At 57.1% G+C, this 13990-nt stretch carries 12 protein-coding genes; 9 read left to right on the top strand and 3 right to left on the bottom strand.

Annotated elements, in window-relative coordinates:
• Nucleotides 1-18: 18 nt before the first annotated feature.
• The 8 genes from RO22_RS15725 (at nucleotide 19) to RO22_RS15690 (ending at nucleotide 10425) form a co-directional block, all read left to right on the top strand.
• Entirely contained in the window at nucleotides 19-1149 is a 1131-nt protein-coding gene (locus RO22_RS15725) for an ABC transporter permease (protein ID WP_009285992.1), read from the top strand.
• Nucleotide 1150: 1 nt separating this feature from the next.
• Complete coding sequence (locus RO22_RS15720) at nucleotides 1151-2041, top strand: ATP-binding cassette domain-containing protein (RefSeq protein WP_041158770.1); 891 nt, start codon at nucleotides 1151-1153, stop codon at nucleotides 2039-2041.
• A gap of 9 nt (nucleotides 2042-2050) precedes the next feature.
• Nucleotides 2051-2848: a TIM barrel protein gene (locus tag RO22_RS15715; RefSeq protein ID WP_041158769.1), complete on the top strand. Its 798-nt coding sequence runs from the start codon at nucleotides 2051-2053 to the stop codon at nucleotides 2846-2848.
• Between the two features lie 100 nt (nucleotides 2849-2948).
• Nucleotides 2949-4907, top strand: a complete 1959-nt coding sequence (locus tag RO22_RS15710; RefSeq protein WP_041158768.1) for a bifunctional 5-dehydro-2-deoxygluconokinase/5-dehydro-2-deoxyphosphogluconate aldolase — start codon at nucleotides 2949-2951, stop codon at nucleotides 4905-4907.
• A gap of 1 nt (nucleotide 4908) precedes the next feature.
• Nucleotides 4909-6756: a 3D-(3,5/4)-trihydroxycyclohexane-1,2-dione acylhydrolase (decyclizing) gene (gene iolD, locus RO22_RS15705; RefSeq protein WP_041158767.1), complete on the top strand. Its 1848-nt coding sequence runs from the start codon at nucleotides 4909-4911 to the stop codon at nucleotides 6754-6756.
• A gap of 31 nt (nucleotides 6757-6787) precedes the next feature.
• Entirely contained in the window at nucleotides 6788-7690 is a 903-nt protein-coding gene (gene iolE, locus RO22_RS15700) for a myo-inosose-2 dehydratase (RefSeq protein ID WP_041158766.1), read from the top strand.
• Between the two features lie 35 nt (nucleotides 7691-7725).
• Nucleotides 7726-9228, top strand: coding sequence for a CoA-acylating methylmalonate-semialdehyde dehydrogenase (locus RO22_RS15695; RefSeq protein WP_041158765.1), 1503 nt, complete (start codon nucleotides 7726-7728; stop codon nucleotides 9226-9228).
• Between the two features lie 75 nt (nucleotides 9229-9303).
• Nucleotides 9304-10425, top strand: coding sequence for a Gfo/Idh/MocA family protein (locus tag RO22_RS15690; RefSeq protein ID WP_041158764.1), 1122 nt, complete (start codon nucleotides 9304-9306; stop codon nucleotides 10423-10425).
• 66 nt (nucleotides 10426-10491) lie between these two features.
• Here the strand turns inward: RO22_RS15690 and mgtE are convergent, their stop codons facing one another.
• The 3 genes from mgtE to RO22_RS15680 all read right to left on the bottom strand — a co-directional run bounded on the left by mgtE (nucleotide 10492) and on the right by RO22_RS15680 (nucleotide 13246).
• Nucleotides 10492-11847, bottom strand: coding sequence for a magnesium transporter (gene mgtE, locus RO22_RS15685; protein ID WP_041158763.1), 1356 nt, complete (start codon nucleotides 11845-11847; stop codon nucleotides 10492-10494).
• Nucleotides 11848-11956: 109 nt separating this feature from the next.
• On the bottom strand, nucleotides 11957-12106 hold the full coding sequence (locus tag RO22_RS24695; protein WP_161793658.1) for a hypothetical protein: 150 nt from the start codon (nucleotides 12104-12106) through the stop codon (nucleotides 11957-11959).
• Nucleotides 12107-12229: 123 nt separating this feature from the next.
• Nucleotides 12230-13246: a 1-aminocyclopropane-1-carboxylate deaminase gene (locus tag RO22_RS15680; protein ID WP_041158762.1), complete on the bottom strand. Its 1017-nt coding sequence runs from the start codon at nucleotides 13244-13246 to the stop codon at nucleotides 12230-12232.
• 203 nt (nucleotides 13247-13449) lie between these two features.
• Here RO22_RS15680 and RO22_RS15675 point away from each other — a divergent pair, with 203 nt between their 5' ends.
• A complete protein-coding gene (locus RO22_RS15675) occupies nucleotides 13450-13956 on the top strand; it encodes an Lrp/AsnC family transcriptional regulator (protein ID WP_041158761.1) in 507 nt (168 codons plus the stop codon).
• Nucleotides 13957-13990 lie beyond the last annotated feature (34 nt).

Here is a 13990-nt window from a genome sequence, read left to right as displayed (position 1 = left end):
CCTTGGGGGTCGATCGCCATGAATTCTACTGAAACGAAACAATCGGTTGCGCCAGCAACCGCTCCTCAAGATGAGCGTATCCAGAGAGTCTCTTTCTGGAAGAAGGCGCTTAATCGCCCGGAGTTGGGGGCGCTGGCCGGTGCCGTGTTGGTGCTTGCCTTCTTTATCGCTGCTTCCAGCGGCACCGGGATGTTTACCCCAGCGGGTATTATTAATTTTCTTGAAGTCGCCGCTCAGCTCGGCATTATCGCCACGGCGGCTGCGTTGCTGATGATCGGCGGAGAGTTTGATCTTTCGATTGGTTCGATGATTGGTTTGGCAGGCATCCTGATTGCCATCCCTGCGGTGGAGTATGGCTGGCCGCTGTGGGCCGCAATTTTATTGGCGTTCGCCTGTGCGGGTCTGGTGGGCTGGATTAACGGTAATCTGGTCAATAAAACGGGGTTACCGTCATTTATCGTTACCCTGGGCTTCCTGTTCATTCTGCGTGGCTTGGCTATCGGTACTAGCCGGTTGTTGACGGGACGTACTCAGGTGGGTGGAGTTCAGGATCATATCCCCGGCGATTGGTTCGCGGCGCTTTTCTCTGGAGAAGTCGCTACGGGACTATTTAGTTGGATGGCGGCAAATGGCTGGATGGCGACCAACTTTGCGGGCAACCCCACGGTCACCGGTATTCCCGTCTCGATTGTCTGGTGGCTGGGCTTAACCGCTGTAGCGACTTGGGTGCTGCTGTGCACGCCTTACGGCAACTGGATCTTCGCCAGCGGTGGCGATGCCAATGCGGCGCGCAATTCGGGCGTCCCCGTCCATCGCGTCAAGATTTCACTGTTCATGTTCACCGCTTTCTCCGCCACCATCTTTGCCTGCATACAAGTCATGGATACCGGTTCGGCGGACACTATCCGTGGCCTGCTAAAAGAACTGGAAGCCATTATTGCTGTGGTGATCGGTGGCGCTTTGCTGACCGGTGGTTATGGCTCCGCTATAGGTGCCGCCCTGGGTGCGCTGATCTTCGGCATGGTGCAAATGGGCATCTTTTATACCGGTGTCAACACGGACTGGTTCCAGGTCTTCCTGGGCGTGATGTTGCTGGTGGCGGTGTTATTCAACAATTACATGCGCAAAAAGGCGATGGAGGCTAAATAACATGACTACACGCACTCCAATGATTGAAATGCGCAGTGTCAGCAAACACTTCGGCAGTGTCATCGCCATTAGTGATATCTCGATGCAGGTCTATTCCGGTGAGGTTATGTGCCTGTTGGGGGATAACGGTGCTGGCAAGTCAACGTTGATTAAAACCCTTTCCGGTGTTCACCAGCCCACCCATGGCGAGATGCTACTGGATGGCAAACCCGCTCGTTTCAAGTCCCCGGCTTACGCGCTCGACGCCGGTATCGCGACCGTTTTTCAGGATCTGGCGATGGTGCCGTTGATGTCGATTACCCGTAACTTCTTTATGGGCCGCGAACCGACGGTGGGGTGGGGGCCTTTAAAGCGGATTGATTGGAAATATGCTGACCGGGTTGCCAAAGAGGAAATGGCTAAAATCGGTATCGATGTACGCGACCCAAGCCAGCCGGTGGGCACGCTTTCTGGCGGGGAGCGCCAGTGTGTGGCGATTGCCCGTGCCGTTTATTTTGGCGCCAAAGTGCTGATTCTTGATGAGCCTACGTCAGCGCTTGGGGTTAAGCAGGCCTCTGTCGTACTGCGCTACATTGCCAAAGCCCGCGCGGATGGGCTTGCGGTCATCTTTATTACCCACAACGTCCACCATGCTTACCCAGTGGCTGATGCGTTCACCCTATTGTCACGCGGCGGCAGTTTGGGCTCCTTCCGCAAAGAAGAAGTCAGCCGCGAAGAGGTGCTCAATATGATGGCGGGTGGCGCTGAGCTTGAAAGCCTGGATGCGGAGCTTGCGGAATTCCAGCGGGACGATAAAGCCAAGAAGGCCAGCTTAGCCGAACAAGACACTCAACCTTCGGATAAAACAGGCAGCACTGAACCCCCTTCACCGCGAACTGCGAGCGGCTATTAAGGAGCCATGATGAATAAACCTACCCCACCATCCCCGTTCACGCTGGCCGTTTGCGCTGAAATGGTGTTCCGCGATTTACCCGTGTTGGAACGAATTAAGCGCATTTCTGATTTGGGCTTTCAAGTCGAAATCTGGGACTGGACTAAGCACGACATTGACGCACTGGCCAATAGCGGGGCGATGTTTTCATCCATGACCGGCTATGTCACCGGCACCCTGGCGGATGCAGCCGGGGCAGATGAACTGCTACGCACCGCCGCTGAGTCGGTTGAGGTAGCAAAGCGCCTTGGCATTCCGCGCCTTAACCTTCACGGCACCGGGCTAGATGGTAATGGGTTGCCCGTTCAGCCTTGCCAGCAGATGACTGGCGCTATGTGGCTAAAAGCCCGAGACACACTCAATCGGCTGGCGGATCTCGGCGAGCAGAACGACGTCACCTTTGTGCTTGAAAACCTCAATACTGACGTTGATCACCCCGGTGTGCCGTTTGCGCGCTTGGAAGATGTTCTAGCGCTGGTGGAAAGTGTTGATCGGCCCAGCTTGCGCATTATGTTGGACGTTTATCACGCCCAAATTGGCGAAGGTAATTTGATCGAATTGATTCGCCGCTGCGGGCCTTACATTGGTGAAGTGCAGGTGGCTGATGTGCCTGGGCGCTGTGAGCCGGGAACTGGCGAGATTAACTATCCGGCCATTGCCAAAGCGCTGAACGACATAGGTTATCGAGGCACCGTGGGGTTGGAAGGCTGGGCCTCTGGGGATGACGACCTCGCGCTCGACCGATTCCGTGCCGCCTTCTCACTTTAAGCCACGGTTGATAAACCTTATCGATTGCCAGCCAAGACGCTTTTATGCCCAGTGCCATCCTGTGACTAGTACCACGAATTTGTGACGTGGGGAGACATTTATGCTGAATAACAATAGTCAACACCGACCGCTTGACCTGATTTGTCTTGGACGCGTGGCGGTCGATCTTTACGCCGAGCAGATTGGCAGCCGTTTAGAAGACGTGGCCAGCTTTGCCAAGTACCTAGGCGGGAGCTCGGGCAATATGGCTTACGGCACTGCGCGCCTAGGATTGAAATCCGCCATGCTTTCGCGGGTCGGCGACGAGCAGATGGGCAACTTCGTACGCGAAGAGCTGGAGCGGGTGGGGGTAGATACTACCGCGCTACAAACCGATCCTGAGCGCCACACCGGCCTGGTTCTGCTGGCTTTAAAAGACCGTGAAAGCTTCCCGCTGCTATTTTACCGCCGCGACTGTGCTGATATGGCCATTGATGCCGAGGCCATCGACCCTGAATTTATCGCCCGGGCCAAGGCGCTGGCGATCACCGGCACCCACCTTTCTACCGATACCACCCAGCGGGCGTGCCGCAAAGCGCTGGACGCCGCCGACTATTATGGCGTGAAGCGGGTGTTGGATATCGATTACCGCCCCGTACTGTGGGGGCTGACCAACCCCGGCGATGGTGAAACCCGTTTTATCGCCGATGAAAAAGTCACTACTGATCTTCAACGCTGGTTGCCAGATTTTGACCTGATTGTAGGCACCGAAGAAGAGTTTCATATTGCTGGCGGCAGCACGGATACCTTAACGGCCCTGCGCACAGTGCGTGAGGTTAGCCAGGCCACCCTGGTATGCAAGCTGGGGCCCATGGGCTGTGTAGTGTTTGAAGGCGCCATTCCTGACCGTATTGAAGACGGCATTTTAGTTAAGGGCGTACAGGTCGAGGTGCTCAATGTGCTGGGTGCCGGGGATGCCTTTATGAGTGGCTTGCTACGCGGCTGGCTGCGCAATGAACCCTGGCAAACCAGCGCCGGTTACGCCAATGCCTGTGGCGCGCTGGTGGTCTCCCGCCACGGCTGTGCCCCGGCTATGCCCACCGAAGATGAGCTATTCGATTACCTGAAACGTCGCGACGAGGTTCCCCGCCCGGATACCGATCAACGCCTAAATCATCTGCACCGGGTCACTACCCGAGTGCCTGCGCAGTGGCCCGAAGTGTTGGGCCTGGCATTTGATCACCGCCGCCAGCTCACCGATATGGCCCGCGAAGAGTATGCCGACAGCGCGCGGCTGCCAGCACTCAAAAAACTCCTGGTCACCGCCGCCGAAGAGGGCGCCAAGCTGGGCGGCATTACCACGCCCGCGATCCTGGTAGATGACGTGCTGGGGCAGGAAGCACTCAATCAAGCCAGTGGCAAAGGCTGGTGGATTGGTCGACCGGTGGAGCTTCCTGGCTCACGCCCGCTGCGTTTCCAGCATGGCGATGATTTAGGTGCCTGCCTGCGCAACTGGCCTAGAGAACAGATTATTAAATGCCTGGTGTTCTACCACCCCGACGATGAAATCTCGCTGCGCTTAGAGCAGGAGGAGCGGCTGCGCCAGCTCTACCAGGCGGCCTGTGCTTATGGGCTGGAACTGCTAATTGAGGTCATTCCTCCGATCGATATGCCCAATGACGACACCACCTTGCCGCGCAGCCTGCAGCGACTCTACAACCTGGGCATTCGCCCAGACTGGTGGAAGCTACCTGCCATGTCAGACGCTGCCTGGCAGGCGGTTGGCGAAACCATTGAGCGGGAAGATACCTACTGCCGTGGGGTTGTGCTGCTTGGGCTCGACGCCCCCATGGACGACATGAAACGCGGTTTCGAAGCAGCGGCCAATCATGCCTGCTGTAAAGGCTTCACCGTTGGGCGCACGCTATTTGCCAGTGCGAGTCGTGACTGGCTAGCCGGGCGTATCGACGACGCCAGCTTGGTAGAGCGGGTCGCCCAGAACTATGCCGAACTGATAAAGGCGTGGCGGCAATTAAGGCAGGCGCAGCCGCAAACCCTGGCTCACACGAAGGAGGCGTAAAATGAGCACCATTCGACTCACCATGGCCCAGGCGCTGGTCAAGTACCTTGCCGCCCAGCGTATTGAGGTTGATGGCCAAGAGGTGACGCTGTTTGAAGGCGTGTTTGCGATTTTTGGTCATGGCAATGTGGCCGGAATGGGGGAAGCGCTCTACCACGTGCAAGACACGCTTCCGACCTTTCGCGCTCACAACGAACAGGCCATGGCCCACGCGGCGATTGCCTTTGCCAAAGCCAATAATCGCCAGCGCTTAATGGCCGCGACTAGCTCGATTGGCCCAGGGGCGACCAATATGGTCACCGCCGCGGCGCTCGCCCATGCCAACCGCTTGCCGATCCTGCTGCTGCCGGGAGACACCTTTGCCACCCGCGAACCCGACCCGGTACTCCAGCAGGTGGAGCATTTTGGTGACCCGACCATTAGCGTCAACGACTGTTTTCGCCCGGTGTCGCGCTACTTCGACCGCATTAACCGCCCCGAGCAGCTGCTGACCAGCTTGCCCCAGGCGATTGCTACCCTGCTTGACCCTGAGCACTGCGGCCCCGCGACCCTGGCGCTGCCCCAGGATGTGCAAACCTTTGCCTACGATTATCCGGTGGCCTTTTTTGCTCCCAAGGTGCATCGCACTCGCCGCTCGCCACCGGATGCTTACGAGCTTCGCCAAGCCATCGCCGCGCTGCAACAGGCTAAACGCCCGCTGATTATCGCCGGTGGCGGTGTACATTACGCCGCTGCCTGCGACGTCTTGGCCGAGTTTGCCAAAGCACGGGGCATCCCGGTAGCCGAAACCCAGGCCGGCAAAGGCGCGTTGGCCGATAGCCACCCTTGCGCAATGGGTGCCATTGGGGTGACCGGCAGCGCAGCCGCCAACCAATTGGCGGAGCAGGCGGATGTCATTCTGGCGGTGGGCACGCGGTTGCAGGACTTTACCACCGGCTCCCGAGCGCTGTTTGAAGGCAGCGAAAAAACGCTGATCGCCCTCAACGTTGGCCGCTTCGACAGTCTGAAGCATCAAGCGCTGCCGCTAAGCTGCGACGCCTTGGTCGGGCTTGGCCAACTCGACGGGGCGCTGGGCGAATGGCGCGGCGGCGATGAATGGCGCGAGCAGACCGGCACGCTCAAGCGCGAGTGGGTCGAAATCGTGCACAACGTGACCGCCGACCAAGGGCTGGCACTGCCCACCGATGCCCAGGTGATCGGCGCCGTCAATCGCCAGGCAGGCAACGATACCACCGTGGTATGCGCCGCCGGTGGCTTGCCCGGCGAGCTACATAAACTCTGGCAATGTTCGGGGCCCGGCAGCTACCACGTGGAGTACGGTTTCTCCTGCATGGGCTATGAAATTGCGGGCGGGCTGGGCGTCAAGATGGCCAAGCCAGAGCGGGAAGTAGTGGTGATGGTAGGCGACGGCAGCTACCTGATGCACAACTCAGAGCTGGCGACCTCGGTGATGCTGGGCCACAAGCTGATAGTGGTGGTGTTGGATAACCGCGGCTACGGCTGCATCAACCGCTTGCAGCAGGCCACAGGCGGCGCGGGGTTCAACAACCTGCTGCAGGATTGCCGGGCTGTCGAGGCGGGCGCTCCTAAAACCGATTTCGCCGCCCATGCCAAATCTCTGGGCTGTGAGTCTGAATCGGTGAGCGGCATTGCGGAGCTGGAGCAGGCGCTGGTGCGCGCTCGCAGCGCCACTTCGACCTATGTGATTGCCCTGGATACCGATCCGCTACCCAGCACCCAGGAAGGCGGTGCCTGGTGGGACGTCGCCGTACCCGAGGTTTCCGAGCGTGAAGCGGTCAATAAAGCCTATCAGGGCTACCGCGAAGCCAAGCAGCGCCAACGCCATTAATAGCAACGAACATAATCACAAGGAATACGCTATGCCAACGGTTACTTTAGGCATCAACCCGCTCACCTGGACGAACGATGACTTGCCCAGTCTGGGCGGCGCAACACCGCTGGAAACCTGTTTGAAAGAGGGCCGCGAAGCGGGGTTTAGCGGCTTTGAATTAGGTAACAAGTTTCCCCGAACGCCTGACGCCCTGAATCAGGTGCTTAGCGCCCACGACTTGGCGCTTGTATCGGGCTGGTATTCCGCGCAGTTGCTGGAGCGCACGCCTGAAGAAGAGATTGACGCCATTCAGGATCACATGAACCTGCTCAAGGAATGCGGTGCGAAGGTAATGGTGCTGTGTGAAGTCACCCACTGTGTGCACGGCGATCAGGAGCGACCGCTCTCCCAGCGTCCGCACCTTTCCGAGCAAGAGTGGCAGCGACTACTGCATGGCCTGGATGTAGTGGGCGACTACCTGAAATCCCAGGGTATTCAACTGGTGTATCACCACCACCTGGGCACGGTGATCGAAAGCCAGGCCGACGTTGAACGCTTAATGGACAACACTGGCGAAGGCGTGGGGCTGCTGCTTGATTTTGGTCATTTGCGAGGTGCTGGCGGTGACCCTCTCGCCGTCGCCAAACGCTACAGCCAACGTATCCATCATGTGCACTGCAAAGATCTGCGCTTCCCAGTGCTGGACGCGGTACGCAACCGCGACAAAAGCTTTTTAAACGGCGTGTTAGACGGCCTGTTTACGGTGCCGGGGGATGGCAATGTGGATTTCCTGCCCGCCTTAACCCACCTGTGCGAACAGGGCTACCAGGGTTGGTTAGTGGTTGAAGCCGAACAAGACCCGGAAGTCGCTCACCCGCTGACTTACGCCCGCTTGGGTTACCGCAACCTACGCCAACTTGCCGAGCAGGCAGGCTTCGACGTAGCCAGCTAAATAGCGCCAGCGCCGCCTTTTAATCAGGAGCCTATATGCAAACGTTATCCCACTATCTTAATGGTCAGCTCTCCGCCGGTCAGAGCCAACGTACTTCGCCGGTCTATAACCCGGCCACCGGTGAGCAAAGTGCCCAGGTGGCGTTGGCCACCGCCGACGAAACCCGCGAAGCGGTGCGCATCGCCAACGAGGCCTTTGTTGCCTGGTCAAAAACTTCGCCGCTGAAGCGCTCGCGTATCCTGTTTAAGTTTAAAGCGCTGGTTGAGGAGCACACCGATGAGCTGGCGCGACTGATCTCCAGCGAGCACGGCAAGGTGTTTTCCGATGCCAAAGGCGAAGTGACCCGCGGCCTGGAAGTGGTCGAGTTTGCCTGCGGCATTCCCCACCTGCAGAAAGGTGAGCACTCCATGAACGTCGGCACCGGCGTTGATAGTTACTCGATGATGCAGCCGCTGGGCGTGTGCGCCGGTATCTCGCCGTTCAACTTCCCCGCCATGGTACCCATGTGGATGTTCCCCATTGCTCTGGCCTGCGGCAACACCTTCGTCATGAAACCTTCGGAGAAAGACCCCTCTACGCCGCTGCGCTTAGCTGAGCTACTTAAAGAAGCGGGCCTACCGGATGGCGTCTTTAATGTCGTCAATGGTGATAAAGAAGCGGTGGATGTACTGCTTACTGATGAGCGTGTTCAAGCGGTTAGCTTTGTGGGCTCTACCCCAATTGCCGAGTACATCTACGCTACCGCATCAGCCCATGGCAAGCGTGTTCAGGCCCTGGGCGGGGCCAAAAACCATATGGTGATCATGCCCGATGCGGATCTCAATCAGGCCGTGGGTGCCCTGATGGGGGCGGCCTATGGCTCGGCAGGCGAGCGCTGCATGGCGATTTCGGTAGCGGTGCCCGTGGGCGACGAAACCGCCAACCGCCTGCGCGAAAAACTGGTGGCCGAACTGGATAAGCTGACGGTCGGGCCTGGCCTGGTCGATGGCCCGGATAACGATATGGGGCCGCTGATCACCCGCGAGCATCTTGAGAAAGTGGCGGGCTATATCCAAACCGGCGTGGATGAAGGCGCAGAGCTAGTGGTCGACGGTCGCCAGACCACGGTTGATGGCGCAGGCGATGGCTACTTTATCGGCGGCAGCCTGTTTGACCATGTCACGCCCAGCATGCGTATTCACTCCGAAGAGATCTTCGGCCCGGTGCTGGCCATTGCCCGTGTGGCGAGCTTCGACGAAGCGGTCAGCATGATCAACGCCCACGAGTATGGCAACGGCACGGCGATCTTTACCCGGGATGGTGATGCGGCGCGTCAATACTGCGAGCAGATCCAGGTCGGCATGGTCGGCGTTAACGTACCAATTCCGGTGCCCATGGCGTTCCATAGCTTCGGCGGCTGGAAGCGCTCGCTGTTTGGCCCGCTGCATATGCACGGCCCCGACGGGGTGCGTTTCTACACGCGCATGAAAACCATCACCCAGCGCTGGCCCAGCGGCATTCGTGAAGAGACCAACCACTTCACCATGCCGACCATGTAAGCAGTCTACGGGGCACGACATCATTCAACGCCGGGCCCAGCCCGGCGTTATTGTTTTCAAACAGGGATAACCACAATGAAAACCCTCAAGATTGGCCTAATCGGCACCGGTTTTATGGGCAAAGCCCACGCCATTGCTTTTAATGCGGCGTCCAGCGTTTTTGAACTGCCCGCTAAACCCGTTTGCGAGCTGCTGGCGGATGTCGACCTCGCCACGGCAGAGAGCCGAGCGCGGGCCTGGGGATTTGCCCGCGCCACCGACGACTGGCGTGCCCTGGTGGCCGACAGTGACGTGGATGTGGTGGATATCTGCGCGCCCAATTTCCTGCATAAAGAGGTGGCGTTAGCCGCCATTGCGGCGGGCAAGCATGTTTACGCTGAAAAACCGCTGGCGCTGAGTACGGCAGACGCTGACGAGATGGTCGCCGCGGCTGAAAAGGCGGGTGTCAAAACCCTGGTGGGCTTTAACTACATTCGCAATTCCGCCACTCAGCTGGCCCGCCAGATTGTTGCCAGCGGCGATATCGGAGAGCTGATTCACTTTCGTGGGCGGCACAACGAGGATTACCTGCTCGACCCGGAAAAGCCCCACGATTGGCATACCAAGCGGGCGACCGCAGGCGCCGGTGCGTTAGGCGATGTGGGGTCGCATATTCTCAATATGGCCGAGTTTTTAACCGGGCAGCGCATTACCGAGGTATGCGGCCAACTACAAACCGTCATTCCCATGCGCCCCACGGCCGACGGCAACGGTATGGCGGCGGTGGAAAACGACGATCAGGCCCAGGCCATGCTGCGGTTTGACAAGGGGTTAATCGGTAATATCGAAACCTCCCGGGTGGCGGCTGGCCGCAAGATGGGCTTGGCCTACACGCTAACGGGCACCAAGGGTGCCATTGTGTTTGACCAGGAGCGCATGAGCGAGCTGCAGCTATATCGCCACGGCGATGCCCACGGCAGGCGCGGGTTCACCACCCTGTTAGCGGGCCCTGAACACCCCGACTATGCGGCGTTCAGCCCCGCCCCAGGGCACGGTCTGGGCTATAACGATCAGAAGATTATCGAGGTGCGCGATCTGGTGGAAGGCATCATCAACGACCGCCCCCTCTATCCAGACTTCCGCGAAGCCGCGCGGGTTAATCGATTAATAGAGGCCATCGAAACGTCAGATCAGACGGGGCAGTGGGCGACAGTATAGCCGTTACTTCTACACTAAGCGTTTGGGCCTTTCTATAAAGGCCCAAGCGCAGGCTGGAAAGAAAAGTCACAAAATAATCAGCGTCGCGAGACCGAGGAATGACAAAAAGCCGACCACATCGGTAACGGTCGTCAAAATAACCGCGCCCGATAACGCGGGGTCAATCTGCAGCTTTTTCAGCACCATCGGAATTAATACCCCCGATAAGTTGGCGAGACTCATATTGATAAAGATGGCCAGGGTGATCACCAGCGTGATCATGGCGTCGCCAAACCAGATATGGGCAATCAAGCCGACCACTAATGCCCAAACCAAGCCGTTACTCATACCCACCCACATCTCTTTGTTATACAGCCAGCGGATGTTGTTGCCCGCCAGTTGGCCCAGCGCCAGGCCGCGTATAACCACGGTGAGGGTTTGACTACCCGCAATACCTCCCATGCTCGCCACCACCGGCATCAAAATGGCCAGGGCTACAATTTGATCTAATGCCGCTTCAAATTGCCCGATAACGAAGGCGGCTAAAAAAGCCGTTAACAGATTAATACCCAGCCAAATGCCGCGACTTTTCGCACTGCGTAAAACGGGCGTGAAGACTTCCTCTTCGTTACTGACGCCGGACATATGCTTTAACGTCATGTCAGCGTCGTCTTGGGTGATTTCCAGTACGTCGGCGGCGTTTAGCTGGCCTACTAATAACCCATCGCTATCGCACACGGGCACAAAGTGTAGCTCTTTAGAGCGCAATAACGCCGCTGCATCACTGACTTTCATTTGATCATTTAGGGTGAAAAAGTCATCCATGTAATCATCAACCATCGCATCTTGTGGTTGCTTGATTAAATCAATCAGGGTCAAAGTGCCGAGTAAGCGTTTGTCTTTATCCGTAATCATGATCTGCTGCGACTCATCGTCGAGCAGATGGTGGATGCGGATATAGCGCTGTACGGCCTCTAACGACACGCCCTGTTTTACATTGACGGTCTCGGGATCCATGTAACGGCCAACAACGTCATCTTCATAGGCGTGAAGATTCTCAACCTGGGCGCGGATCTCTTGCTCTAGGCTAGCGTAGACGCTGGTTTTTATGGCTTCATCAGCAACATCTAAAACTTCAGCAACTTCTTGAGCATCCAAGCCTTTAACAATTTCTTCTACATCGCTGGCCGATAAGTCTTCGATGTAGTCAGCACGGATGTCTTCGTCAACTTCGGCGAGAACCTCGCCGATAAAATCGTCGGGAACATACTCCCAAAGAAAATCTCGCGTTTTAGCCGGGAAGGACTCCAGTGTTCGCGCGATGTCTAAAATATCGAGTTCAGAGAAATACGCTTTTAGTGCCGTTGTGTCTGGGTCATCTAGAAGGTTTTGAAGGTGGAGTAGCTGCTCTTCGGAATTGGTGTACTTTTCATCATCGCGCATAGAGTCCGTCCTTGTTGGAAGCTAAGTGTTGAAGAGGTGCAAACTCCTGGCGGCTCGCTTTATGAATGTTATAGACAGGTATGGTTGAACGCCACGCGAACACCCTAGGCTATGCGCTGCTGGGCAAAACGGGCGGTACGGTGTTAGTCATCTCATCATCGGTGCCGGCCCAGGTCAGCGTGCCGTGAGTGGAATCCAGCGGCGCTGGGTAGTGTGCAAGTTCGTCAAGGGTGAGGTGGGCGGGAAGCGTTGAAGACATGGCGTATCCGTGAACATCTTATACGCCAAGACTAAAGGGTGTGCTTTATTTGTACAGTAGTAACCGCCTGACCGGCGTCATTGAGGCGCTGGTTCAGACGGTTCGAGGCAGGTGTTTTATTCCTTATCCATTTCTAAACAGGAAACTATAGGCATTTAGCGCGGGTACGCCGCCTAGGTGGGCGTAGAGTACCTTGGAGCCCGCTGGGAATTCACCGTTACGCACCATGTCGATCATGCCGTGCATGGATTTTCCTTCGTAAACGGGGTCGGTGAGTACGCCTTCCAGGCGGGCGCATAGGCGAATGGCTTCCAGCGTGCCTTCGTTGGGCAGTCCGTACTCAGGGCCGCCGTAGCGGGTATCCAAAATAACATCGTCATCGTTAATACCACCTTCCAATTCCACCAGCTCGGCCGTATTGCGCGCGATGCGTAGGATCTGTTCACGGGTTTGTTCAGGCTTTGCAGAGGCGTCAATGCCAATCACTCGCTGGGCACGGCCATCGGCGGCAAACCCCACCACCATGCCTGCCTGTGTGCTGCCGGTGACCGAGCACACCACGATATAGTCAAACGTAAAGCCCAGCTCTTTCTCCTGCTGACGCACCTCTTCAGCAAAGCCTACAAAGCCTAAGCCGCCGTAAGGGTGCTCGGAACAGCCAGCGGGAATCGGGAAGGGCTTACCGCCTCGCTGGCGAACATCCTCCATGGCCTGCTCCCAGCTAGGGCGAATGCCGATATCAAAGCCAGCGTCGTCCATTCGCACATCGGCGCCCATGATGCGTGACATCTCGATATTGCCCACGCGGTCATACACTGCATCGGAGTAGTTAACCCAGTTCTCTTGCACCAATACGCACTGCATACCCAGGTGAGCGGCCACCGCGGCAACCTGGCGGGTCTGGTTGGATTGAATACCGCCAATCGATACCAGCGTATCGCAGCCCTGCTCAATCGCTTCGGGAATCAAGTACTCCAGCTTGCGCGTTTTGTTGCCACCAAAGGCCAGGCCGCTGTTGCAGTCTTCGCGCTTGGCGTAGAGCTCCACTTCACCGCCTAAATGTTCGCTTAGCCGTTTGAGCGGCGTAATGGGAGAGGGGCCAAAGGTGAGTGGGTAACGTGGGAAGCGTTCGAGGTTCATAGCAATCTCCAGCTTTAAATCATTGGGTGCGATATAGGGCGGCTAAGGTTGTTGTGAACAATTGGCGTGCTCTCTACTATTTATAGTAAGTGTTAGCCATGATTTTTGTGTTGCAAAGTTGTCTGTTTTAAAGCAATAAAAGTTGCTAATGAATATTTTATGTGGTCTTAAATAGTGTTTATAGATGAATAAGGTAAATAATAGTGCGCTCAAAAATCTCCCGTTCACGCCCTGAGCCTGATGATCAGGCGGCTGAACTAGACCGAACAGATCGGCGTATTCTTAAACTGCTTCAGGAAGATGCCACGCTCTCCAATGTGGCGTTGGCAGAGCAGGTGAGTTTGAGTCCGGCGGCGTGCTTACGTCGGGTGGAAAAGCTCAAACGGGATGGGGTGATCAGCCGGGTGGTGGCACATTTAGACCCGGAGCAACTACAGGCGGGCATGGTGGTATTGATTGGCGTGGTGCTGGATCGCTCGACGCCGGAATCCTTCGCCGCCTTCGAAGAGGCGGCCCAGAAGGTGTCAGGCTGTATGGAGTGCCACGTGGTCACCGGGGAGTTTGATTATTTTATGCTGGTACGCACCCGGGACAGCCAAAGCTTCAACAGGTTGCACGCTGAACAGTTGCTCTACCTGCCCGGCGTGCGCCAGATCCGCTCGTTTATGGGGCTGCGACAGGTGGTCTCTACTCATAAGGTGCTGGTTTAGGCGTGTCGGAGTTACGCTAAAATAATCCTGCTCC

Origin of the sequence: Halomonas sp. KHS3, assembly GCF_000830495.1 — a bacterium.
Lineage (GTDB): Bacteria > Pseudomonadota > Gammaproteobacteria > Pseudomonadales > Halomonadaceae > Vreelandella > Vreelandella titanicae.
Note: the sequence above shows the minus strand (reverse complement) of the source record. Positions and strands in the feature narration are given on the sequence as shown.